The 21,419-nt window shown below is 60.4% G+C and carries 23 protein-coding genes and 1 pseudogene; 12 read left to right on the top strand and 12 right to left on the bottom strand.

Going from position 1 to position 21,419, the window contains the following annotated elements:
- Nucleotides 1-18 precede the first annotated feature (18 nt).
- Complete coding sequence (locus tag ACR0LD_RS05730; RefSeq protein ID WP_170432911.1) at nucleotides 19-810, top strand: FAD binding domain-containing protein; 792 nt, start codon at nucleotides 19-21, stop codon at nucleotides 808-810.
- A gap of 44 nt (nucleotides 811-854) precedes the next feature.
- On the opposite strand, the gene ACR0LD_RS05725 is transcribed toward ACR0LD_RS05730, so the two are convergent.
- Nucleotides 855-1,757, bottom strand: coding sequence for a MurR/RpiR family transcriptional regulator (locus tag ACR0LD_RS05725; protein WP_480635907.1), 903 nt, complete (start codon nucleotides 1,755-1,757; stop codon nucleotides 855-857).
- A gap of 88 nt (nucleotides 1,758-1,845) precedes the next feature.
- Between ACR0LD_RS05725 and ACR0LD_RS05720 the strand changes: the two genes are divergently transcribed.
- Together ACR0LD_RS05720 and ACR0LD_RS05715 are read left to right on the top strand one after the other, a co-directional pair.
- Nucleotides 1,846-2,607, top strand: a complete 762-nt coding sequence (locus ACR0LD_RS05720; RefSeq protein WP_480635905.1) for a beta-keto acid cleavage family enzyme — start codon at nucleotides 1,846-1,848, stop codon at nucleotides 2,605-2,607.
- Nucleotide 2,608: 1 nt separating this feature from the next.
- On the top strand, nucleotides 2,609-3,925 hold the full coding sequence (locus ACR0LD_RS05715) for an aspartate aminotransferase family protein (RefSeq protein WP_480635903.1): 1,317 nt from the start codon (nucleotides 2,609-2,611) through the stop codon (nucleotides 3,923-3,925).
- A gap of 76 nt (nucleotides 3,926-4,001) precedes the next feature.
- On the opposite strand, the gene infC is transcribed toward ACR0LD_RS05715, so the two are convergent.
- The 7 genes and pseudogenes from infC to cobA all read right to left on the bottom strand — a co-directional run.
- Complete coding sequence (infC, locus tag ACR0LD_RS05710) at nucleotides 4,002-4,463, bottom strand: translation initiation factor IF-3 (protein ID WP_260066269.1); 462 nt, start codon at nucleotides 4,461-4,463, stop codon at nucleotides 4,002-4,004.
- A gap of 245 nt (nucleotides 4,464-4,708) precedes the next feature.
- Nucleotides 4,709-5,542 carry a ferredoxin--NADP reductase gene (locus ACR0LD_RS05705; protein WP_170339407.1) on the bottom strand — a complete coding sequence of 278 codons (834 nt, stop codon included), beginning with the start codon at nucleotides 5,540-5,542 and terminating at the stop codon, nucleotides 4,709-4,711.
- A gap of 88 nt (nucleotides 5,543-5,630) precedes the next feature.
- Nucleotides 5,631-6,038, bottom strand: coding sequence for a DUF934 domain-containing protein (locus ACR0LD_RS05700; RefSeq protein WP_480633013.1), 408 nt, complete (start codon nucleotides 6,036-6,038; stop codon nucleotides 5,631-5,633).
- The gene (locus ACR0LD_RS05695; RefSeq protein ID WP_170442598.1) at nucleotides 6,035-6,796 is read right to left on the bottom strand and encodes a phosphoadenylyl-sulfate reductase; all 762 of its coding nucleotides are present in this window, start codon (nucleotides 6,794-6,796) and stop codon (nucleotides 6,035-6,037) included. The genes ACR0LD_RS05700 and ACR0LD_RS05695 overlap by 4 nt, the downstream gene beginning before the upstream one ends.
- Nucleotides 6,786-8,450, bottom strand: a complete 1,665-nt coding sequence (locus ACR0LD_RS05690; RefSeq protein ID WP_170442600.1) for a nitrite/sulfite reductase — start codon at nucleotides 8,448-8,450, stop codon at nucleotides 6,786-6,788. Before ACR0LD_RS05690 ends, ACR0LD_RS05695 begins: the two co-directional genes overlap by 11 nt.
- A 65-nt stretch (nucleotides 8,451-8,515) precedes the next feature.
- Nucleotides 8,516-8,830, bottom strand: a complete 315-nt coding sequence (locus ACR0LD_RS05685) for a DUF2849 domain-containing protein (protein ID WP_093961929.1) — start codon at nucleotides 8,828-8,830, stop codon at nucleotides 8,516-8,518.
- A pseudogene (cobA, locus tag ACR0LD_RS05680) lies at nucleotides 8,830-9,576 on the bottom strand (uroporphyrinogen-III C-methyltransferase); the annotation flags it as partial. The gene ACR0LD_RS05685 and the pseudogene cobA, both read right to left, overlap by 1 nt.
- Nucleotides 9,577-9,750: 174 nt before the next feature.
- Here cobA and ACR0LD_RS05675 point away from each other — a divergent pair.
- Nucleotides 9,751-10,230 carry an Lrp/AsnC family transcriptional regulator gene (locus ACR0LD_RS05675; protein WP_093961931.1) on the top strand — a complete coding sequence of 160 codons (480 nt, stop codon included), beginning with the start codon at nucleotides 9,751-9,753 and terminating at the stop codon, nucleotides 10,228-10,230.
- Nucleotides 10,231-10,237: 7 nt separating this feature from the next.
- Here ACR0LD_RS05675 and ACR0LD_RS05670 read toward each other — a convergent pair whose 3' ends face one another.
- Nucleotides 10,238-11,419: a cytochrome P450 gene (locus ACR0LD_RS05670; RefSeq protein ID WP_480635899.1), complete on the bottom strand. Its 1,182-nt coding sequence runs from the start codon at nucleotides 11,417-11,419 to the stop codon at nucleotides 10,238-10,240.
- 47 nt (nucleotides 11,420-11,466) lie between these two features.
- Here ACR0LD_RS05670 and ACR0LD_RS05665 point away from each other — a divergent pair, with 47 nt between their 5' ends.
- The 7 genes from ACR0LD_RS05665 (at nucleotide 11,467) to ACR0LD_RS05635 (ending at nucleotide 18,894) form a co-directional block, all read left to right on the top strand.
- Nucleotides 11,467-13,200: a sensor histidine kinase gene (locus ACR0LD_RS05665; RefSeq protein WP_170459276.1), complete on the top strand. Its 1,734-nt coding sequence runs from the start codon at nucleotides 11,467-11,469 to the stop codon at nucleotides 13,198-13,200.
- Nucleotides 13,197-14,426, top strand: a complete 1,230-nt coding sequence (locus tag ACR0LD_RS05660; protein WP_170339397.1) for a sigma-54-dependent transcriptional regulator — start codon at nucleotides 13,197-13,199, stop codon at nucleotides 14,424-14,426. The genes ACR0LD_RS05665 and ACR0LD_RS05660 overlap by 4 nt, the downstream gene beginning before the upstream one ends.
- A 273-nt stretch (nucleotides 14,427-14,699) precedes the next feature.
- Nucleotides 14,700-15,701 (top strand): DctP family TRAP transporter solute-binding subunit, encoded by a 1,002-nt coding sequence (locus ACR0LD_RS05655; protein ID WP_170338828.1) that lies wholly within the window; start codon nucleotides 14,700-14,702, stop codon nucleotides 15,699-15,701.
- A gap of 108 nt (nucleotides 15,702-15,809) precedes the next feature.
- Nucleotides 15,810-16,487, top strand: coding sequence for a TRAP transporter small permease (locus ACR0LD_RS05650; RefSeq protein ID WP_170338826.1), 678 nt, complete (start codon nucleotides 15,810-15,812; stop codon nucleotides 16,485-16,487).
- Entirely contained in the window at nucleotides 16,487-17,863 is a 1,377-nt protein-coding gene (locus ACR0LD_RS05645) for a TRAP transporter large permease (protein ID WP_170338824.1), read from the top strand. The genes ACR0LD_RS05650 and ACR0LD_RS05645 overlap by 1 nt, the downstream gene beginning before the upstream one ends.
- Nucleotides 17,864-18,056: 193 nt before the next feature.
- Nucleotides 18,057-18,368, top strand: coding sequence for a DMT family transporter (locus tag ACR0LD_RS05640; protein WP_170357657.1), 312 nt, complete (start codon nucleotides 18,057-18,059; stop codon nucleotides 18,366-18,368).
- A 79-nt stretch (nucleotides 18,369-18,447) separates the two neighbouring features.
- Entirely contained in the window at nucleotides 18,448-18,894 is a 447-nt protein-coding gene (locus ACR0LD_RS05635) for a nucleoside deaminase (protein ID WP_170357950.1), read from the top strand.
- Between the two features lie 15 nt (nucleotides 18,895-18,909).
- On the opposite strand, the gene tpiA is transcribed toward ACR0LD_RS05635, so the two are convergent.
- Complete coding sequence (gene tpiA, locus ACR0LD_RS05630; RefSeq protein WP_170338818.1) at nucleotides 18,910-19,659, bottom strand: triose-phosphate isomerase; 750 nt, start codon at nucleotides 19,657-19,659, stop codon at nucleotides 18,910-18,912.
- A gap of 180 nt (nucleotides 19,660-19,839) precedes the next feature.
- The gene (locus ACR0LD_RS05625) at nucleotides 19,840-20,205 is read right to left on the bottom strand and encodes a HesB/IscA family protein (RefSeq protein WP_170338817.1); all 366 of its coding nucleotides are present in this window, start codon (nucleotides 20,203-20,205) and stop codon (nucleotides 19,840-19,842) included.
- Nucleotides 20,206-20,373: 168 nt separating this feature from the next.
- Here ACR0LD_RS05625 and ACR0LD_RS05620 point away from each other — a divergent pair, with 168 nt between their 5' ends.
- Nucleotides 20,374-20,709 carry a hypothetical protein gene (locus ACR0LD_RS05620; protein ID WP_254434967.1) on the top strand — a complete coding sequence of 112 codons (336 nt, stop codon included), beginning with the start codon at nucleotides 20,374-20,376 and terminating at the stop codon, nucleotides 20,707-20,709.
- A 263-nt stretch (nucleotides 20,710-20,972) separates the two neighbouring features.
- Here the strand turns inward: ACR0LD_RS05620 and ACR0LD_RS05615 are convergent, their stop codons facing one another.
- A complete protein-coding gene (locus ACR0LD_RS05615; RefSeq protein ID WP_170339389.1) occupies nucleotides 20,973-21,335 on the bottom strand; it encodes an SUF system Fe-S cluster assembly protein in 363 nt (120 codons plus the stop codon).
- Between the last annotated feature and the right edge of the window lie 84 nt (nucleotides 21,336-21,419).

The raw sequence follows: 21,419 nt of genomic DNA, 5'->3' as shown, positions 1-21,419 counted from the left end.
TCGGAAAGGAAAAGCGAAATGTACAATTTCGAGTTCAAGAACCCCTCGACCATTGCTGATGCGGTTGCCGCGTTGGCGGGAGAGGATGCACAGGCGTTGGGGGGCGGTCAGACCCTGATCCCGACGATGAAGCAAAGACTGGCCTCACCCGCGACGCTGGTGAGCCTGGGTGCCATTCCCGAGTTGAAGGGCGTCTGCATCGAAGATGATGGGTCGATTTCGATTGGAGCGGCGACCACGCATGCCACGGTAGCAGCAGAAGTTGCGGGCAAGTATCCCGCGCTGGCTGATCTGGCGGGGCATATCGGTGATCCTGCCGTTCGCAACAGAGGCACGATAGGCGGGTCACTGGCCAACAACGATCCGGCGGCCTGCTACCCCGCAGCTGCATTGGGGTCAGGCGCGACCATTCGAACGAATGCGCGCGAAATCGCCGCGGATGACTTCTTTCAGGGCATGTTCACGACAGCGCTGGACGAGGGCGAGCTGATCACGACGGTCCGGTTCCCGGTACCGCAGGCAGCGAGTTACCAGAAGTTTCTGCAGCCTGCCTCGCGCTTTGCGCTGGTGGGTGTTTTCCTTGCCCGCTTCGCGGACGGGGTGCGCGTTGCCGTGACCGGAGCCAACGAAGACGGCGTGTTCCGTTGGAGCGAAGCCGAGCAGGCGCTGAGCAAGGAATTCCGGCCCGATGCCCTTATGGATCTTCGGGTCAACCCGATGAACATGATCGGAGATCTGCACGGCAGCAAAGACTACCGCGCGCACTTGGTGGGTGTCATGACCCGGCGGGCGGTTCAAGCCTGCATGTAACGCGGTCGCGGTGACTGCTTTGGGCCCCGGACGTGTTCCGGGGCCTATTTCTTTTTCGCGACACGCGGAAGCCTTTTGGGCTGCCAGTAGGCTCCGGCATCCTCGCGCGCTTTCTGATAGTCCTGAACCCGGTGATAAGCCGCGTCGCCCTTGACTGCGAAAAGGTGGCTTAGAAGAACCTCGAGAACGGCCATCGCTCCGGAGAAGCTGGAGAACTGATGCTGTGATCGGGTGCTGACGGTCAAGGTCACGTCCGCCTCGACCCCCGGAGCAATGACATCGCTGTCGGCCAGCAGAACAACACGCATACCCTTTTCCCGGGCAAACCGGATGGCACGTATCGTGTCGGCCGAATAGGGATGAACGGTGATTGCGAACAGGCAGTCGGTTTCGCCCGCGCTCAGAAGATCGTCGATGGCCGATCCCATATGCCTTGGGATCAACTGCATTCCCGGGTGGGCCATACGTCCGGCGTAGTGGAAGTAATAGGCCAAGGCATAGCTTGCGCGGGTTGCGGTGACCAAGCACTGGGGAGCATCGGACATCAGGGTGACCGCGGATCTGACCTTGACCGGATCCAGCTGGCGTAACGAACGTGACACTACGTTCACTTCGTTGCGGGCATAACTGGCCTGTGCCGACGCAAAGGCATCGCCGGCATTCAACTGGGTCAGCCAATCCCGGCTGAGGCGGTCTTCGCTGTCTGTCACAAGATCCCTGCGGAAAGGGCGGCGAAAGGCTTCGAAGCCATCAAAACCAAGATGCTGTGCCAGGCGAACGATCACGTTTGTGCTGACGCCGATCTTTTTGGCCGACACGCGGATGGAGTCGATTCCGAAATCGCCCGGATGGTCGATGATGTATTTTGTTGCGGCCTGCAATTGGGCCGGCAAATGGTCGATCTCTCGGCGCAGCCGATCCATCAGCTGGTGAGTTGAGGGTGTCATGATGGGAGAAAAACAAATGTTATGATTATTACAAGAGAAAAACATCCTCACACGAGCTAAGCACGCAAGAAACCGATAGGATGATTCAATGTCTGACACACAGGCTTCGTCGCTTCCGTATGTTTTGGTCGCACCGAACGGTGCGCGACGCAGTCATGCGGATCACCCCGCCTTGCCGGTTTCGACCGGTGAGATTGTGGAGACGGCCATTGCCTGCCACGCGGCCGGGGCAAACGGGTTGCACCTGCATGTCAGGGATGGGCATGGCGCGCATTCTCTGGATGCAGGGCGCTATCGGGAGGCTATGGCCGAGCTTGCCGGAACCGTGCCCACTATGGATGTTCAGATCACGACCGAGGCCGCCGGTATCTACGACGTTTCTGCGCAGTTGGAGTGCCTGCAGCAGGTGGCCCCGAAATGGGCCTCGATCTCGGTTCGGGAAATTGCGCGCGCGCCCGATCTGGCCCCGCGGGTCTATGCGCTGTGTGCGGAACAGGGAACTCGGGTGCAGCATATCCTCTACGATTCGACGGATGCGGATCTGCTGGAGCGATGGCAGTCGGATGGGATCGTGCGGCGCGAGCAGGAAGACCGCTTGCTGGTGCTGGGACGCTACGCCACCGGGCAGGAATCCGAACCGGCGGACCTCGAGGCCTTTCCCGCTGCTCGTACGCCTTGGATGGTTTGTGCTTTCGGGCGTCTGGAACACGCCTGTCTGGCGGCTGCGGCCGCTCGTGGCGGCGATGTCAGGGTCGGTTTTGAGAACAGCCTGACGAACTCGGATGGAACCCGATGGACGGACAACGCGACCTCGGTCGCGGCGTTGATCGCTTTGCTGAAAGGGAAATGATATGAGCCATGTTTTTCCGCGCCACACCAAGGCGGAATTGCCGGTCGCTGTCGGCGGTGACGGGTGCTATTTGATCGACGCACAGGGCAAACGGTATCTCGACTGCGGGGATGCGGCCGTGTCGTGTCTGGGACATTCAAACCCGGCAGTGATCCACGCGGTGCGGGAGCAGGTCCAGAAGATCGCTTTTGCCCATACTGGTTTCATGACCTCGGAACCGGCCGAAGCCCTGGCGGATCTGCTGATCCAGCACGCGCCCGGATCGTTGGACCGGGTCTATTTCGTGTCCGGCGGGTCCGAGGCGACCGAGGCCGCGATCAAGCTGGCGCGCCAGTACTTCCTTGAAATCGGGCAGCCCGAGCGGTCTCGGGTTATCGCACGGCGGCAGAGCTATCATGGCAATACGCTGGGCGCGCTTTCTGCGGGCGGAAATGCATGGCGACGGGCTCAATTCGCGCCAATGCTGATCGAGATGAGCCATATCGCGCCCTGCTACGAATACGCCGAAAAACCCGAAGGCGAGAGCAGCTATGACTATGGCCAACGCGTGGCGAACGAGCTTGAGGTGGAGATCCAGCGGCTGGGGCCCGAGACCGTGATGGCGTTTATGGCGGAACCGGTGGTCGGGGCCACGTTGGGCGCCGTCCCCGCGGTCGAGGGGTATTTCAAGCGGGTCCGCGAAATTTGTGATCAATACGGCGTGTTGTTGATCCTAGACGAGGTCATGTGCGGCATGGGCCGAACCGGCCATCTGTTTGCCTGCGACCACGATGGGGTGGCGCCGGATATTCTTTGCATCGCCAAGGGCTTGGGGGCTGGATATCAACCCATCGGTGCCACGCTGTGCACCGATCGGATTTATGTCGCCATCCGAAATGGCTCGGGTTTCTTCCAGCACGGCCATACCTATGTCGGACACCCGGTGGCCACGGCGGCAGCCCTGGCTGTTGTGACAGAACTTACCTCGCGCGATTTGCCGGCCCGTGCCCGCGACATGGGTGACAAACTGCAAGCCAAACTCGAGGCGGCCTTTGGCCAGCATCCCAATGTCGGGGACATCCGTGGTCGCGGCCTGTTCCGAGGCATCGAACTGGTGGCTGACAGAGATACGCGGGAACCGTTTGACCCGGCCCGGGGGGTGGCGGCCAAGATCAAGAAAGCCGCCGTCGAAGCGGGTTTGATCTGCTATCCGATGTCCGGAACACGCGACGGCAGGAAAGGCGACCATGTGCTTCTGGCCCCGCCATTCATCATCGAAGAGCCGCAGTTGGACGAAATGGTGGACAAGTTGTCGGTTGCGATTTCCAAAGCAATCTGACACGCCGCCCTGACTTTGACCCACAAAAAAAGCTCCCTCGAACGAGGGAGCTTTGGTCACTCGGATCCATGTGCCGTCACTTCTGGGGAAGCGGTCCGATCATCATGATCATCTGGCGGCCTTCCATCTTCGGCATGTTTTCGATCTTGCCGATTTCCTTGACGTCTTCCGCCACGCGCTCAAGCAGTTCACGTCCAAGGTTCTGGTGCGCCATTTCCCGGCCGCGGAAGCGCAGGGTCACTTTGACCTTGTCGCCATTCTCGAGAAACTTGAAAACGTTCCGCATCTTGACGTCGTAATCATGCGTATCGGTGTTGGGCCGGAACTTGACCTCTTTCACCTCGATGATCTTCTGTTTCTTGCGGGCTTCGCTTTCGCGTTTCTGCTGCTCGTACTTGAACTTGCCAAAGTCCATGATCTTGCAGACCGGCGGATTCGCGTTGGGCGAGATCTCGACCAGATCAAGACCGGCATCGGCTGCCATCTGCATGGCCTTGGCGGGATGAACCACCCCGACATTCTCACCTTCGGCGCCGATCAGGCGAATTTCGGGGGCACGGATCTTTTCATTGACGCGCGGGCCGGTATCACGTTGTGGCGGCGCGTTGTGAGGTCTGCGGGCTATGGGTTCATTCCTTTGATAATTGCCGATTTCCGAGCCGGGAACTTAAACTGAGACGAAGGTTCTTTCAAGCGCCATATAGGTGCTATGACACGAAATTCGCACGTGTCGACGCGGTGCTCGGGCCGGCGGAACGGGCGTTCGCCGGCCCGGATCTCGGCTCAGCCGACAAAGGCTTTTTCGATCACGAATTCCTTGGGGTCCGAGTTCGCGCCTTCGCGCAAGCCGAACTCTTCGAGAATGGCCTTGATGTCGTGGTTGAAGGCCAGGCTGCCGCAGACCATCGCTCGATCGGTCTCGGGCTTGATGCCGCCTTCGATGCCCAGGTCCTTGAAGACGGTTCCGTCCTTCAGCAGGTCGGTGATCCGGCCCATCTTGGGGCTCTGTTCGCGGGTGGTGGTCGGGTAATAGCGGATCTTGTCGGCGAAACCTTCGCCGATCAGTTCGGCCAGCAACTCGTCCTTGCGGATGTTCTCGATCAGCTGGCGGCCATATTCCAGTTCCGCCACTTCGCGGCAGGTGTGGGTGATGATGACCTCGTCGTAGTCCTCATAGGTCTGAGGCTCGCGCAGCAGCGAGGCAAAGGGGGCAAACCCGGTTCCGGTGGCAAAGAACCACAGGCGCTTGCCCGGCAGCAGTGCATCATGCACCAGCGTACCCACAGGTTTGGGCCGCAGAATGATCTGATCGCCGGGCTGGATGTGCTGCAGTTTCGAGGTCAGCGGGCCGTCCTGCACCTTGATCGAATAGAATTCCAGTTCCTCGTCCCACGACGGCGACGCGATCGAATAGGCGCGCAGCAACGGTTTTCCGTTGTCGCCCAAAAGGCCGATCATAACGAATTCGCCCGAGCGGAAGCGCAGCGATTGCGGACGCGTGACCTTGAACGAAAACAGGCGGTCGGTCCAGTGTTTCACTTCCAGAACGGTCTGGGCGTCCGGCAGGACGGGGGCCTTCACGGCGGTTGCTTCGGTCACGGGCTTCATCTCTGTCATCGTTTCACTACCGGTCTGGTAAACCGGCATCTCCGTTTAAGCTTTGATCCAGGTCAGGAAAAGGGGGCAGATTGCCCCGATCGTCGCGTCAGCCGCGCAGGCGGGCCTGATAATCGTTGTCCTGCCAGTTGGCGCGGGCCAGCCAATGGTCCTCGGGCTGGCGGGCGGCAAGGTCCGCGTCAATCTCGACTTCATCGAAGCCGCTGCGCCGGGCCATCGCGTATTGGTCGGCCAACACATGTCCCTTCGCGCGCAGACGGCCATCATAGCCCTTCAGGCGCAGTGCACGGGCAATGGTAAAGCCTCGGCCATCGGCAAAGGACGGAAAGTCGACGCGCACCATGCGCGTGTTTCCAAGCCGTTCGAACAATTCGTCGGGGTCCGTATCCGAGGTGACGTCCAGTGCGATCACATCGTTTGCGGCATCCTCAAGGGTGACAAATCCGTCGGTCCAGTCATCAGGGGCAAAACCCCGGTCATTCACGATCACGTTCATGTTTTCTCTCCGCTGCGTACCATTTTGCCGTCGACGAAATGGATGCCGCATTCTTCCTTGTTCTGATCGCGCCAGCGTCCGGCGCGGGGATCTTCGCCATCCTTCACCGGCGAGGTGCAGGGCGCACAGCCGATCGAGGGATAGCCCTTTGCCACCAACGGATGCCGGGGCAGGCGGTTTTCTTCCATGTAGGCGCGCACGTCCTGAGGCGCCCAATGCGCCAGAGGGTTCACCTTGATCCGGCCGGTGCCGTCCTCGACCTCGAAGAACTCGAGCGTGGCGCGGGTACCGGATTGGAACCGCTTGCGCCCAGTAATCCAGCCTTCATAGCCCGCCAAGGCCCGCTGCAAGGGGAAGGTCTTGCGCAGGTTGCAGCAGGCATCCATGTCGCGCAGCCGCAGTGCGCCATAGGGGTCTTCGCGCTGAATATCCTCGTCATCCGCGCGGATGATCTGGACGTTCTTCAGACCCAGACGCTCGCTGACCTCATGTTGATATTCTAGCGTCTCGGCAAACAGCATCATCGTGTCGATGAACAGGACCGGCGTGGCCTTGTCGACCACGGCAGCCATGTGCAGCAACACCACCGACTCGGCACCGAAGCTGGAAACCAGCGCCAGGTTGCCCGCCTCCTCAAGCGCACCATGCATGACGTCATGTGCGCTGTGGTGGCGGAACCGGGCGTTCAGCGCCTCGACCTTTTCGGTCAGTTCGCGTCGTTCCCGGCCCAGTTCCGTCTGGATCAGGTCAAGCGGCATTGGCCCGCGCCTCGGGGTAGAGGGCCGCCTTGAACGGGGCCATTCCAACACGGCGGTAGGTTTCCAAAAAGGTCTCCTCGGCGCTTGCGCGCTGTTCCAGATAGGTTTCCACGATCCGTTCGACCGCGGGCACGATTTCGTCATAGGCAAAGCCCGGACCGGTGCGGTCGCCGATGGCGGCCGTTTCGGTGGCGTCCCCGCCCAGCGTGATCTGGTAGTTCTCGACGCCCGCGCGATCCAAGCCCAGGATGCCGATGTGACCCACGTGGTGATGCCCGCAGGCGTTGATGCAGCCCGAGATCTTGATCTTCAGGTGGCCGATGTCGTGCTCCAGCTTCAGCTCGTCGAACCGGGTCGCGATCTGCTGGGCCACCGGGATCGAGCGGGCCGTCGCCAGTGCGCAATAGTCCATGCCGGGGCAGGCGATGATGTCGCTGATCAGACCGATATTCGCGGTGGCCAGACCGTGCTCTTTCAGCTTGGCATGGATCGCGGGCAGGTCCGATTTGTGGACATGCGGCAGGATCACGTTCTGCTCGTGGCTGATGCGCAGCTCGTCATAGGAATATTGCTCGGCCAGATCGGCCATCACGCGCATCTGCTCGGCGGTTGCATCACCCGGCGTCTGGCCGTGCTTCTTGATCGAGATCGTGACGATCGCGTGATCCGCCTGCTTGTGCGGCGCGATGTTGGTGTCGATCCACGAGCGGAACACCGGGTCGTTCGAATAGGCGCTCTCGAACGCCGCGACCGAGCCTTTGCGGAAGGCGGGCGGGGCGAAATGCGCCTTGATCTGATCCAGCAGCGCCATGTCGGCACCCTTGAACTGCGGGCGGACCTGCAGGAAGCGCTCGTTCACCTTGGAGCGGATCGCGTCGATGCCATGCTCATGCACGGTGATCTTGATGCGGGCCTTGTACTTGTTGTCGCGGCGGCCAATCTGGTTCCACACGGAAACTGTGGCCTCCAGATAAGCCAGCAGGTCGTCGAAGGCGACGAAGTCAGACAGCTCCTTGCCGATCATCGGCGTGCGGCCCAGACCGCCGCCCACCAAGACGCGGGCGCCCAAAACGCCGTCGCGCTCGATCAGTTGCAGGCCGATGTCATGGGCCTTGATCACGGCGCGGTCATGCTCGGACCCGGTGATGGCGATCTTGAACTTGCGCGGCATGAACTGAAATTCCGGGTGGTCGGTGGACCACTGGCGCAGCAGCTCGGCATAGGGGCGCGGATCGGCGACCTCATCCGCGGCGGCACCGGCGAAATGGTCGGCGGTCACGTTGCGGATGGTGTTGCCGCTGGTTTGGATCGCGTGCAGGCCGACCTCGGCCAGCGCGTCCAGCATGTCAGGCACGTCGCGCAGCTTGGGCCAGTTGTACTGGATGTTCTGGCGCGTGGTGAAATGGCCGTAGCCCTTGTCCCACTTCTCGGCCAGCAGGGCCAGTTGGCGCATCTGGGCGCTGTTTAGCGTGCCATAGGGGATGGCCACCCGCAGCATGTAGGCGTGCAGTTGCAGATACAGGCCGTTCATCAGGCGCAGGGGCTTGAACTCGTCCTCGGTCAGCGAGCCGTCGATGCGGCGTTCGACCTGGGCGCGGAACTGTGCGTTGCGCTCGGCCAGGAATGCTTTGTCAAACTCGGAGTAGCGGTACATCTTTGGCTGTCCTTTGTTGCAGCCCCGGATCCGGGGCCTTTTTACGGGGAGAGAGGGGCCTGAGGTCAGACCCGGGGCTGCGGGGAAGATTCCTGTTTGCCGTGGGCATAGTTGGACGGACCAGTCCGGCGGAAGTCTTCCCGAAAATGGGTGGGTTCAGGACCGTTTTCGCCTGCAACGACGTCGGCGAGATAGGCACCTACGATCTTGTCGACTTGCTTCTGTGCATCCAGAAGACGCAGCTGAGCGTGCGCTTCGTCGGTGATCAGCTCGGCCTCGCGCAGATCGCGCGACCAACGGTCATCGGCGGTCAGATAGATCACGTCGCCTTCCAGCAGGTCATTTGCGGTAACGACTTTGGGGGTGAAAGCGCGGGCCATCAGGCAAGCTCCTTGTTGAATTCGGTGACGGCTTTGGCCGCGTCGCGCGGGGCCAGGCCATAGAATGTGAGTGCAGGACCGTCGAGGCCGGCAGCGGCGAGGTCTGCAGACAGTTGATCCAGCGTCGTGGCGACAACGCGCTGATCAGGTCGCGAGGCGTTTTCGACCAACGTGACCGGCGTGGCGCGATCGGCGCCGTGCATGATCAGGCGTCCTTGAATGAAGCGCGCGGATTTCTTGCCCATGTAGATGGCTGCAACAGACCCCGGTCGGGCCAGCGCAGCCCAGTCGTGATCGGCAAAGCCCTGCATGTCGTGCCCGGTCAGAAACCGGACCGAGGAGTTTCGGCCGCGTCGGGTCAAGCTTTGGCCAATTCCGGCCACCGCCGCCGAGGCAGCCGTAATGCCGGGAACGATCGTCCACGGGATACCGGCTGCGTCCAGTGCATCGATCTCTTCGTCCAGCCGGCCGAAAAGGGTCGCGTCACCGGATTTGAGGCGAACGACCCGTTGTCCCTTGAGCGCGTAGTCAACCAGCAATGCGTTGATGTCATCCTGCTTCCAGGACGGACCAAAGCCGGCCTTGCCCACGTCGACCAGCCGGGTGTTCTGGCCGGCCAGTTGCAAAACCTCTGGGCTGATCAGGCGATCATGCAAAACAACCTCGGCCCGCTGGAATGCGGACAGGGCCTTGAGAGTCAGCAATTCAGGATCACCGGGTCCCGCGCCGACGAAGTCGACCTGTCCCGTTTGTCCTTTTGTCTGCGTGGCCTTCATTGGGTAGCCCTGGCTGTTGTTTGACTTGGCCCTCAATATAGGAAATATTCCCGACCAGATGCCATATTGTCGAATAAATAAGGACAAGCGTTCTGAATTGCGCGGCAGGCGGAACAAGGGTTTTCATTCGGAAGGAAAATTGGAATGTCGGTTCGAATAGACGACACGGATCGGAAAATTCTGGCCGAGCTGCAGCGAGACGCCAGTCAATCGCTGGACGAAATCGCGGCCAAAGTGGGCAGTTCAAAGACACCCGTTTGGAATCGGATCCGCAAGATGAAAGGGGCCGGAATCATCGGTCAGCAGACCGTTCTGCTGGACGCAGAGGCGCTGGGTTTCGAGGCGACGTTCTTTGTTCTGATCCGAACCTCCGAGCATGAGGCGGATTGGCAACGCAAGTTCCTGCAGGCCCTGCGTGATCGTCCCGAAGTTCAAGAGGCGCACCGCCTGGCTGGCGACATCGACTACATTCTGAAGGTTCGGGTCAGGAACGCACGGGCCTACGATGCGTTTTATCAGGCGCTGATCTCGGAAGTGCGCGTGCACAACGTCACGGCGCTGTTGTCGATGGAAGAAATCAAGTCGACCACCATGCTGCCCCTGAACGCCCTGGCAGACACCTGATCGGCGCTCAGGCTTGGACCATTAGTCGTGTCAGCCCGTGGAAGTGGTAGGTGTTCGCATATTCCGGAGATTCGGCCAGTCGCAGGCCCGGACAGCGGTCAAAAAGAACCGGCAGAGCGATCCGCATTTCCAGCCGGGCCAGCGGAGCGCCGACGCAGAAATGCAAACCACCGCCAAAGCTCGTGTTGGCCTGAATGCTGCGGGTGGGGTCGAATTTGTCCGGGTCGGTCCAGACGTCGGGGTCACGGTTGGCGGCCCCAAGCATCAACGCCACCTGATCGCCGCGGGCAAACCGATGGCCAAAAATCTCGACGTCCTCATAGACATAGCGCGTGAACATATGTAGCGGCGGGTCGAAGCGCAGGATCTCCTCGACCGTCATGTCGATTGTGTCCGGGCCCAGGGCATCAGGGCTGGTTCCGGACTCCAAAAGCGTTTTGACGCCGTTGCCCAGCGAATGAACGGTCGCCTCATGGCCGGCGTTCAACAAAAGGATGCAGGTTGCGATCAATTCGTCGCGAGACAGTTTCTCACCGTCTTCCTCTGCCGTGATCAAACGGGTGATCAGATCGTCTTTCGGTTCGGATCGGCGGTGAGAGACGTAGTCGTTCAGAAATGCGGAGAACTCGGCGGAGGCCTGTGCTGCCTGATCTTCGGTCTCACGGGTGCGGCTGGCCTGATACATGGCGACCATGGCGTGGGACCACTGCAACAACTGCGGTGCCATGCTCTCGGGCACACCCAGCAGCCGGCAGATCGTGATCACCGGAACTTGCGTGCAATAGGCATCCAGAAGGTCGAATAAAGCATCGGGGAATGCGTCGATCAGGTCGTGACACAGCCTTTCGATGTCCGGTGCAAGCGCTCCGATAGCCCGCGAGGTAAAAGCGCGCAGAACCAGAGCGCGAAGGCGGGTATGGCGCGGAGGTTCGGCTTCGAGCAGCGAATGCGCTTCGACCGTCAGCCACGGTGCAAGGTGATCAGGACCTTTTGTGGCCATCTCCGGCGGTACTTCACGTCCGAAACGCCGATCCCGCAAAAGCGCCTGAACCGCCGCGTGAGACATCGCCGCGGGCATGTCGTAGTCCTGCCAGTACACCAGGTCACCCTGACCGCGCGCCACCCGGTAGAAAGGGTAGGGGTTCTGAACAAATTCGGGCTCGGTCGGAGATTGGTGAACGGTCTTCATGCGGCGCAGACTTGCCATGCGGCGCTGTGAATGCAAGACCCTGTTTCATGCAAAGGGTTTGGGTCACGATTGGTTTCCTGTTCGCGGTCGCGCTGTTGTCGGCGGCCGTCTGGTCTTATGGGTACCGGCAGGCGCTCTCTCAGCTAAGCGAGAAAGCCGAAGCCGATCTGGAGTTGGCGTCGGATCGTCTGAGCACTCAGTTGCAGGTCTATCAGGAACTTGCAGTGCTGATGGCCGAGCATCCCGCATTGCGGGCGTTGGACACCAGCGACCGGCGGCGGGCGGCGCAGGCGCTTCTGCTGGAGGTCGCGGACAAGACCTCGGCTGTGGATGTGCTTTATGCGGACAAGACCGGGCGCGTTCTGGCCGCTGCGCGGGACGTGGTGAATGGTAACATGGCTGACCAGCCCGCGTTTCAACGCGCGCTACACGGCGCTCTCGGCAGCTCGCACGGGGTTTTGCGCGACACAGGAAACCGCATCTATTCCTATGCGGCGCCTGCGTTTTCCAAAGATGGTCAGGTAACCGGTGCCCTGATGGTCATCGCGGATGTCGAAGATGTTGAAAGCACGTGGCGCGGCAGTACCGAGGCGGTGTTCTTCGTGGATCGTGCTGGCTCGGTCTTCATTTCCAACCGGTCCGAACTGCTGTTCTGGCAACGTCCGCCGGGCCAGATCGGCTTGCAGCCTGCTGATGGCAAGCCGGGCGCGTTTTCGTCTACGCGCATGGGCCCGCACGAACTATGGTCGATCGGCTGGAGCCCGTACCTTCCGGATCGTGCCCTGCACCTGACCCGCGATCTGCCGGTAATCGGAATGACCGGCGAAGTCTTGATGGATGTGACGCCGGCACGACGGCTGGCCGGACTGCAGGCTGCCGCGGTCGCGGCGATCTGCCTAGCCTTTGGCGCGTTGCTGTTTTTGGCGACCGAGCGGAGGCGTACGTTGGCCGAAGCCAATGCGGTGCTGGAGAGCCGGGTGGCCCAGCGGACCCGCGCGTTGACGGCCGCCAACGTGGCTCTGCGCCGCGAGGTGGCCGAGCGGCAAGAGGCCGAAGCGGCGTTGAAACGCGCGCAGGACGATCTGGTTCAGGCCGGCAAGCTGAGCGCTCTGGGGAAAATGTCGGCGGGCATCAGCCACGAATTGAATCAGCCGCTGATGGCGATCCGGCAATACGCCGACAATGGCACTGCCTTTCTGGCGCAGGGCAAGCCCGAAAAGGCCCGCGAAAACCTGGGGCGAATCTCGGACATGGCGGCCCGTATGGCACGCATTATCAAGAACTTGCGAGCCTTTGCCCGCAATGAGAGCGAGCCGATGGGCAAGGTCGATCTGGTTCAGGTGCTCAATACGGCCGTCGAACTGACTGACGGTCGGTTGCGCTCGGACGGGGTCACGTTGATCTGGCAGCCACCCAATGCACCTGTCTTTGCCTGGGGCGGAGAGGTGCGGCTGGTGCAGGTCTTCGTCAATCTGATCACCAATGCCGCCGACGCGATGACAGGTCGCGAAACCCGAAGCCTGACGATCACGCTGACCCGTGGCGAGCGGTTGATGGTCGCGGTGCGCGATACCGGCCCGGGCATTCAGGATCCCGATCGCGTTTTTGAGCCATTCTATACGACCAAAACCGTAGGCTCATCCGAGGGAATGGGCCTTGGCCTTTCGATCTCATACGGTCTGGTCCAGAGTTTCGGAGGAGAGATACGCGGCGCGAACATGCCCGACGGAGCAGAATTCACCGTTGAGTTGGAACCATTTGAGAAGGAAGCCGCGGCATGATCCGAACGGTTCTATTGGTCGATGATGACGCCGCCGTGCGCGAGGCGCTGGCCCAGACTCTGGAACTTGCGGACTATTCCGTAATTCCCGCTGGATCGTTTGTGGCTGCCAAAGACCATATCCGGGAAGATTTCCCAGGTGTGATTGTCTCGGATATTCGGATGCCGGGACGGGATGGGTTTCATCTTCTGTCCTATGCCCGCGAGGTCGACTCGGAGTTGCCGGTCGTTCTGCTGACCGGCGAAGGCGACATACCGATGGCGGTGCAGGCTATGGGGCAGGGCGCGTTCGACTTTCTTGAGAAGCCCTGCGCCGCCGCCGATCTGCTTGCGGTTCTCAGCCGAGCGTTTGCCGCGCGCAGTCAGGTATTGGACCATCGGGCAGCCAAGCGCGAACTGGAGAAGGGCGATCCTGCGGCCCGCTTGTTGTTCGGATTGTCACCGCAGGCTGATGCATTGCGGAACAGGGTGCGCAGCGTTGCCCCAACTCAGGCCGAAGTTCTGGTCACCGGACCGCCGGGCAGCGGTATTTCGAAAGTCGCCGAAGTCATCCATTTGATGTCACCCCGCGCGCAGGGGCCGTTCGTCAAGCGCCCGGCATCAGGTCTGGGGGCGGATGCCCTGCAGGCGATATGCAAGGATGCGGCAGCCGGATCGTTGTTTCTGGATGAAGTCTCGGCCATGCCCGAGTCGACGCAATATGCGGCCCTGGAGATGATCGAAAACGGGCCCGGGGTCCGCATCATCGCCGGAACAACCGCGGATCTGGCCGAGATGGCGGCCGAGGGTCGGTTCAACGCAGACTTGTTCTATCGGTTGGACGTGATGCGGGTGCGCGTACCGTCTTTGGCCGAACGCCCCGAGGACATCCCGGTGATCTTTCGCCACTACGTCGCCCAGGCGGCCGAGCAGGCCGGGATCGCGGTACCTGATGTCTCGTCCGAACACTTGGCGTCATTGATGGCACGGGACTGGCCCGGCAACGCGCGTTCACTGATGTCAGCTGCGATGCGTTTTGTTCTGGGGATGCCCGAGGATGTTGCCGCCGCGGCCGATCTTGGGCTGAACGAACAGATGGCGCGCGTTGAGCGCTCGTTGCTGATTGCGGCCTTGGGTCGTCACAACGGAAGGGCGTCGGATGCGGCCAAGTCCCTGAAACTGCCGCGTAAGACGTTCTACGACAAATTGGCCCGCTACGGCATACGCCCTGAAGACTATCGGCGCTGACGCGGAACGATTCGCCCGATGATTCGATGTATGTGCGGTTTTTCGCACACTCGCGCATTTGGGTGTGCGGTTTCCCGCACAAATGTCTGCGATAACAAAATACTCATTGCGGATGTTCTATTTAAGCCAATGAAAAGTAATTAGAAAATCTGTCTTCTGCCAGTCGTTTTCGAATTGTTGAACGGTGACCGTCGATTCGTTTCACTCTTGCGCATCCGGCATCCGCATGGATGTCAAAGGAAGTTTCTTTGGAAGTCTGGGAGGAAAAGACAGATGAAATTCCTGGCAACAGCCGCCACCGCGCTTGCGCTTTCCGTTACCGCAACAGCGGGCTTCGCTGCCTGCGACGATGGCGAGATCGTCGTCAAGTTCGCGCATGTGACGAACACCGACAAGCACCCCAAGGGCATCGCCGCATCGCTGCTCGAGCAGCGTGTGAACGACGAGATGAACGGCGTCATGTGCATGGAGGTTTATCCGAACTCGACCTTGTACAACGACGACAAGGTGCTTGAGGCGATGCTGCAGGGCGATGTGCAACTGGCCGCCCCGTCGCTGTCGAAGTTCGAGAAGTTCACCAAGCAGTTCCGTCTGTTCGACCTGCCGTTCATGTTCAAGAACATCGACGCGGTTGATGCGTTCCAGGCCTCGGCGGATGGCCAGGCAATGAAAGACAGCATGCAGCGCCGCGGCCTGCAGGGTCTGGCGTTCTGGCACAACGGCATGAAGCAGATGTCGGCCAACAAGCCGCTGATCGATCCTTCGGACGCCAATGGCCTGAAATTCCGCGTTCAGTCTTCGGACGTGCTGGTTGCGCAGATGGAAGCCATCGGCGGCAGCCCGCAGAAAATGGCCTTCTCGGAAGTCTATGGTGCTCTGCAGCAGGGCGTTGTGGACGGTCAGGAGAACACCTGGTCGAACATCTACGGCAAGAAGTTCTTCGAAGTTCAGGATGGCATCACCGAAACCAACCACGGCATCATCGACTATCTGGTCGTGACTTCGGTCGACTGGCTGGACAGCCTGGATCCGGAGGTGCGCGAGCAGTTCCTGACGATCCTGGCCGAGGTGACCGAAGAGCGCAACAAAGAGGCGTTTGCGGTCAACGAAAAGGCCAAGCAGGCCATCATCGACGCGGGCGGAACGATCCGCGAGCTGACACCCGAGCAGCGTCAGGCCTGGGTCGACGCGATGAAGCCGGTTTGGGACAAGTTCTCCGGTGACGTCGGTCAGGACAAGATCGACGCCGCTCAGGCGATCAACGCCGGGTTCTGATCCGACACGCAGGTGTGCTCCGACGGTCGCAAGCCCGCCGGAGCACATACCAGGTGGGCCCAATCGCGCCCGCCACCTCGATAAATCAACAAAAATGGGGACAGAAAGATGTCTGGTGCGAAAACCGGCCCCGGTGGGCTGGTCGACCGAATCGAAGAAACCCTGATCGCGTTGCTTCTTGGCCTGATGACGGCCGTGACCTTTGCCAACGTGATCGCGCGTTTCGTCTTCAACTCCAACATCCTTTGGGCGCTAGAGCTGACCGTATTCACTTTCGGATGGCTGGTATTGCTGGGGGCGTCCTACGCCGTCAAGAAACACGCGCATCTGGGTGTGGATGCCATCCTGAATATGCTGCCTCCGGCACCGCGCAGGGTATTGGCACTGATCGCGGTGGGGTGCTGCCTCGTATTCTCGTTGCTGCTGCTGAAAGGGTCCTACGACTACTGGGCGGTCTTTGCCGACCTGCCTCCGACCTCTGGACGCTGGTTCCCCACGGGCTTTGATTTCGACGCTCGTAGTCAGAGCTTCTACGAGGTGGACGACATCCCCATGGTCGCGCCGCTTCGCTTCCTCGAAGACCTCATCAACTATGGCGAGTACTACGAGAAGCTGCCCAAGGTCGTGCCGTATTTCGTTCTGCCGCTGTCGATGCTGCTGCTGGTGATCCGCTTTGCCCAGGCCGGGCTGCAGATCCTGCGCGGTGAGGCCGACCGTATTGTCGCAAGCCACGAGGTTGAGGACGAGATCGAAGAAGTCCGGGCCCTTCAGGGAGAACACGACTGATGGATGTAGTACTACTTTTTGCCATGGTCGTGGGCCTGCTGCTGATCGGCGTTCCGATCGCGGTCGCCCTAGGGCTGAGCTCGACCCTGTTTCTTCTGATCTACTCGGACAGCTCGCTGGCTTCGGTTGCCGGGACCCTGTTCGAGGCGTTCGAGGGCCACTTTACCCTGCTGGCCATCCCGTTCTTCATCCTTGCATCGTCCTTCATGACGACCGGAGGGGTGGCACGCCGGATCATTCGGTTCTCGATCGCCTGCGTTGGTCACCTGCCTGGCGGTCTGGCAATCGCGGGCGTGTTCGCATGTATGCTGTTCGCCGCGCTGTCAGGATCGTCCCCGGCCACCGTTGTTGCGATCGGTTCGATCGTGATCGCCGGTATGCGTCAGGTCGGCTATTCCAAGGAATTCGCAGCTGGCGTCATCTGTAACGCCGGTACGCTGGGAATCCTGATCCCGCCGTCGATCGTTATGGTTGTCTACGCGGCCGCGGTCGAAGTCTCGGTCGGCAGGATGTTCCTTGCCGGTGTCATTCCGGGACTCATGGCCGGGTTCATGCTGATGGTCACAATCTATGTGATGGCCAAGGTCAAGAACCTGCCGAAAGGTGATTGGAAAGGCTGGGGCGAGATATTTGCGTCGGCACGCGAGGCCGGTTGGGGTCTGTTCCTGATCGTCATCATCCTTGGCGGCATCTATGGCGGTATCTTCACACCGACCGAAGCAGCAGCGGTCGCGGCTGTATACGCCTTCTTCATTGCCAGCTTCGTCTACAAGGACATGGGGCCACTCAGCACCCAGGATGGTGAGCAAAACCTCTCGCTTGTGAAAAAGCCGCTGGCGCTGATCACGGCCTTTTTCCACCCCGACACCAAACATACGCTGTTTGAGGCCGGCAAGCTGACGGTCACCCTGCTTTTCGTCATCGCCAACGCGCTGATCCTCAAGCATGTTCTGACCGATGAGCAGGTGCCGCAACACATTGCCGGCGCAATGCTGTCGGCGGGTCTGGGGCCGATCACTTTCCTGATCGTGGTCAACGTAATCCTTCTGATCGGCGGTCAGTTCATGGAGCCCTCGGGCCTGCTGGTCATCGTGGCGCCGCTGGTGTTTCCGATTGCCATCGAACTGGGCATCGACCCGATCCATCTGGGCATCATCATGGTGGTGAACATGGAAATCGGGATGATCACGCCTCCGGTCGGTCTGAACCTGTTCGTTACGTCGGGCGTCGCGGGAATGCCGATGATGGCCGTCGTGCGCGCAGCACTGCCGTTCCTGGCCGTTCTGTTCGTCTTCCTGATCATGATCACGTACATCCCGTGGCTGTCGACGGTGTTGCCAAACACCTTCATGGGCCCCGAGATCATTACGAACTAAACCGTCGCAATCGATCCGAACCGGGCAACCGGTTCGGGTCACTTTTTGCGCGGTCGGCCGGCATCTGCCAGGCCGCCTCGCTGAATGGCCGGGCTTGAACTCACCATCGGTTCTTCCCACATATTGAACGAGGACGACCTCCCCACCATGGGTGATCATTCGGGACGACCCGAAGTTGATAGAAGTGTCCCCGATGTCCTGGATCTTTCTTCTTTTTGCCGGTTTGCTGGAAATCGTCTGGGCAGTTGCCATGAAGCAGTCTGCTGGATTCACGCGGCTCTGGCCGACCGTTGTCATGGGAGGCGCAATGGTCGGTTCGTTCGGTTTGCTGGCCCTGGCCATGCGCTCCTTGCCACTGGGAACCGCCTACGTGCTGTGGACGGGTATTGGCGCGGTCGGTGCGTTCCTGGTTGGTGTGATGTTTTTGGGCGAGGCACTGACCCCGCTGCGTGTCATCGCAGCGACACTGATCGTGTCCGGCATGGTCGCAATGAAACTTGCGTGACCGGCCCGTTGTTGACGCAGGCACCCGCGGTGGGCAGGCTGGAACCACCCTGATCACCGCAACCAACGAGTGCCGAAACATGCTGACCGATGATGACAAGCGCCTGATGCGCGTTGCCTACCAAGAAGCCAAAGCCGGTTTCGATGAGGGCGGTTGCCCGATCGGATCTGTACTGGCTCGGAACGGCACGATCATCTCGCAGGGTCGAAACCAAAGGGTTCAGCAGGGGGATCCGATCGCCCATGGCGAGATGGATGCGCTGCGCAAGGCAGGCCGGCAGAAGACGTACCGAGATACCGTTCTGTATACCACCCTGTCTCCGTGCATGATGTGCGCCGGAACGATCGTTCAGTTCGGCATCCCACGCGTGGTCATCGGTGACACGGAAAACTTCGGCGGCAACGAAGACTTCCTGCGCGATCATGGGGTCGAGGTTGTTTTGGCCGAAGACCCGGACTGCATTGCCCTGATGTGCAGGTTCGTGACCGAACAGCCTGAGCTTTGGGCCGAGGACATCGCGGACTGAGTGTGCGTGGACCGGTCAGGCCTGTTCCAGCGCTGAAATGATGCCCGAGAAATCGCGTGCCTTCAGGCTTGCACCGCCGACCAGCGCGCCGTCCACGTTTGACACTCCGAAAATCTCCGCCGCGTTGTCCGGCTTGACCGAACCGCCATAGAGCAAACGAACCGACCGGCCGACACCTTCGCCAAATCGCCGTTCAAGTCTGGCGCGAATGAAATCGTGGACTTCTCCGATTTCTTCCAAGGTGGGAACCTTGCCGGTGCCGATGGCCCAGATCGGTTCATAAGCCACGACGAGGTTCTCTCCGGTAGCAAGATCCGGGATCGATCCGGACAACTGTCCGCCAATGATATCGAGCGTATTGGCCGCTTCGCGCTGTTCAAGGCTTTCGCCGACGCAGATGATTGCTGTCAGGCCCGCGTTCATGGCTGCCCGGGCCTTGGCGCGGATATCGTCGTCTTTCTCGCCGTGGTCTTCTCGCCGTTCCGAATGCCCGACGATTACGCTGGTCGCGCCGGCGTCTTTCAGCATCTCGGCGCTCAGATCACCCGTATGGGCGCCCGAAACTTCGGCGTGGCAATCCTGTCCGCCGATGGCGACGCCCGAGCCTTGCACGGCTTGTGCGGCCCGGTGGATCAAAGTTGCCGGAGGGCAGATCAGAATATCGACTGTCGGAGAAGGGTGCGTCGCAGTCAGCGTGTCCAACTCGGAAAGAGCAGCCCCGGTTCCGTTCATTTTCCAGTTTCCGGCTGCCAGTCTGCGTCGCATAGCGGGGTCTCCGTGATCTTTCGTGCGTTTCTATCCAGTTAGCACTCGGATCAAGGTCTGACAATTGCGCTTGGGTGGCCGCGCGCTGGCGAGTCGCGCGACGGATCGATCTGGGTGGACTCAACCAGACGGCGCCGGCGGCAGTTCACCTGCCCACAAACGTTGCAGGCTTTTGGTGACTCAGCGCTGTTCGGCCAGGTTTTCGTCGAACTTGATCGACTCGCCGCAGCCACAGGCATCGACGACATTGGGATTTTTGAACTTGAACCCGGATTCCAGCAGCGAAACCTCGTAGTCGATCTCGGTTCCGAACAGAAACATCTGAGCCATCGGAGCGATCATGACCCGCGCCCCATCCTGTTCGACCACTTCGTCATGCGGATCCGGCTGATCGACATACTCCATGGTATATTCCATACCGGCGCAGCCACCTTTCTTGACGCCAATCCGCAGACCGGCATGGCCACCCGACGTCATCAGGCGGAGGATCTGCTCTGCAGCTTTGGGCGTCATCGTCACGGCCTGTTTGCCGGGAATGCCGAACATCGTCGTCTCCATTTTCGCGCGTTAAACCTAATCTAAGGCCGCAAGGGCCCGGGCTCAAGAGAGCGCGGAGCCCCAAGTTTGCTCATCGCCAGTTTTGACCGTACCGTACGGGCAGTGGGCAGGGTTTGCCGATGAGTTCGAATTGACAGCAGAACAAGGTGGGTTTCGATGATGTTGCGGATTTCAAATAAGATTGGCTTGTGCCGGCAGGTTGCGTTTCTGGCTCTTCTGGTGGCCGGCAGTGCCGTTCATGCAGCGGGCGATCACAAGCGGCACCCGGTGAATTGCTCGACCGCCGAAGGTGACCTGCGTGCAATTGCGGCGGAAAAGAAACATGCCGAGGATCAGCAGGCGGAAAGTGTGGTCGCGATCACGCCAGCCGGGGCGCTGCTTGGATTGATCTCTGGAACAGAACAGAAGCGGTTGCAGATGCTGTCGGGTGACTATGTCAAGAAACTGGACGACCGCGCCGCCGAGATCAAAGCGCAGTGCAACGTGAAGTAAGTGCACCTCAGCGAGTAAAATAGGGCCGCTCTCGGGCAAGAACGGCCCAGTATTGCAGAGCCTCGGCAGGGGGGCGGTAGACGCTCCAACGTGGTCGCCATTGACTGCTGGAGCGATATTTGAGTTGCCGAGTTCCTGTGACGGGTCCGACTGCGAAGCCCGCGTTGTAGTTGTTGCGCATCAACGTAACGGTTCGACGACCGATCCGTGACAGCTGGGTTTCAGGTTTGTGACAATTCCCGTGCGTTCAGTACGGCAGGCCCTTACATGAAGCCAAGTTCCAGCCTGGCTTCGTCGGACATCATCTCCATGCCCCAGGGTGGTTCCCAGGTCAGTTCGACATCCACCTCCTTGACCCCGGCAACGGGCTCGATGGCCTCGACGATCCAGCCTGGCATATCACCGGCCACCGGGCAGCCCGGAGCGGTCAGGGTCATGATGACTTTGACTGCGTTGTCGCTGCTGATGTCGATCGTGTAGATCAGTCCAAGGTCATAGATATTGACCGGAATTTCAGGGTCATAGACAGTCCTGCAGGCCTCGACCACGGATTCGTACAGAGGGTGCTCAACGGTCGAAGGCGCAATCAGGGGCGTGCCTTCAAGCTGTTCGCTGGGGTGGGTCATGAATGCCTCGGGTTGTTACCTGAGCAATTATATAGGGAAAGCTGAAGGCAGCGTCCAGAGGGGGTAGGGCGCCCCGCTACAGGG

The sequence above is a fragment of the Ruegeria sp. BF8 genome, from assembly GCF_056538625.1.
Note: the sequence above shows the minus strand (reverse complement) of the source record. Positions and strands in the feature narration are given on the sequence as shown.

Coding starts and splice junctions, on each gene's coding strand:
- ACR0LD_RS05635 (WP_170357950.1), top strand. CDS start 18,448: ATGCTGACCGATGATGACAAGCGCCTGATGCGCGTTGCCTACCAAGAA.
- ACR0LD_RS05615 (WP_170339389.1), bottom strand. CDS start 21,335: ATGACCCACCCCAGCGAACAGCTTGAAGGCACGCCCCTGATTGCGCCT.
- ACR0LD_RS05725 (WP_480635907.1), bottom strand. CDS start 1,757: ATGACACCCTCAACTCACCAGCTGATGGATCGGCTGCGCCGAGAGATC.
- ACR0LD_RS05705 (WP_170339407.1), bottom strand. CDS start 5,542: ATGACAGAGATGAAGCCCGTGACCGAAGCAACCGCCGTGAAGGCCCCC.
- ACR0LD_RS05675 (WP_093961931.1), top strand. CDS start 9,751: ATGTCGGTTCGAATAGACGACACGGATCGGAAAATTCTGGCCGAGCTG.
- ACR0LD_RS05685 (WP_093961929.1), bottom strand. CDS start 8,830: ATGGCCCGCGCTTTCACCCCCAAAGTCGTTACCGCAAATGACCTGCTG.
- ACR0LD_RS05655 (WP_170338828.1), top strand. CDS start 14,700: ATGAAATTCCTGGCAACAGCCGCCACCGCGCTTGCGCTTTCCGTTACC.
- ACR0LD_RS05690 (WP_170442600.1), bottom strand. CDS start 8,450: ATGTACCGCTACTCCGAGTTTGACAAAGCATTCCTGGCCGAGCGCAAC.
- ACR0LD_RS05700 (WP_480633013.1), bottom strand. CDS start 6,038: ATGAACGTGATCGTGAATGACCGGGGTTTTGCCCCTGATGACTGGACC.
- ACR0LD_RS05640 (WP_170357657.1), top strand. CDS start 18,057: ATGTCCTGGATCTTTCTTCTTTTTGCCGGTTTGCTGGAAATCGTCTGG.
- ACR0LD_RS05625 (WP_170338817.1), bottom strand. CDS start 20,205: ATGTTCGGCATTCCCGGCAAACAGGCCGTGACGATGACGCCCAAAGCT.
- ACR0LD_RS05620 (WP_254434967.1), top strand. CDS start 20,374: ATGATGTTGCGGATTTCAAATAAGATTGGCTTGTGCCGGCAGGTTGCG.
- ACR0LD_RS05720 (WP_480635905.1), top strand. CDS start 1,846: ATGTCTGACACACAGGCTTCGTCGCTTCCGTATGTTTTGGTCGCACCG.
- ACR0LD_RS05660 (WP_170339397.1), top strand. CDS start 13,197: ATGATCCGAACGGTTCTATTGGTCGATGATGACGCCGCCGTGCGCGAG.
- ACR0LD_RS05695 (WP_170442598.1), bottom strand. CDS start 6,796: ATGCCGCTTGACCTGATCCAGACGGAACTGGGCCGGGAACGACGCGAA.
- ACR0LD_RS05715 (WP_480635903.1), top strand. CDS start 2,609: ATGAGCCATGTTTTTCCGCGCCACACCAAGGCGGAATTGCCGGTCGCT.
- tpiA (WP_170338818.1), bottom strand. CDS start 19,659: ATGCGACGCAGACTGGCAGCCGGAAACTGGAAAATGAACGGAACCGGG.
- ACR0LD_RS05645 (WP_170338824.1), top strand. CDS start 16,487: ATGGATGTAGTACTACTTTTTGCCATGGTCGTGGGCCTGCTGCTGATC.
- ACR0LD_RS05730 (WP_170432911.1), top strand. CDS start 19: ATGTACAATTTCGAGTTCAAGAACCCCTCGACCATTGCTGATGCGGTT.
- ACR0LD_RS05670 (WP_480635899.1), bottom strand. CDS start 11,419: ATGAAGACCGTTCACCAATCTCCGACCGAGCCCGAATTTGTTCAGAAC.
- ACR0LD_RS05665 (WP_170459276.1), top strand. CDS start 11,467: ATGCAAAGGGTTTGGGTCACGATTGGTTTCCTGTTCGCGGTCGCGCTG.
- ACR0LD_RS05650 (WP_170338826.1), top strand. CDS start 15,810: ATGTCTGGTGCGAAAACCGGCCCCGGTGGGCTGGTCGACCGAATCGAA.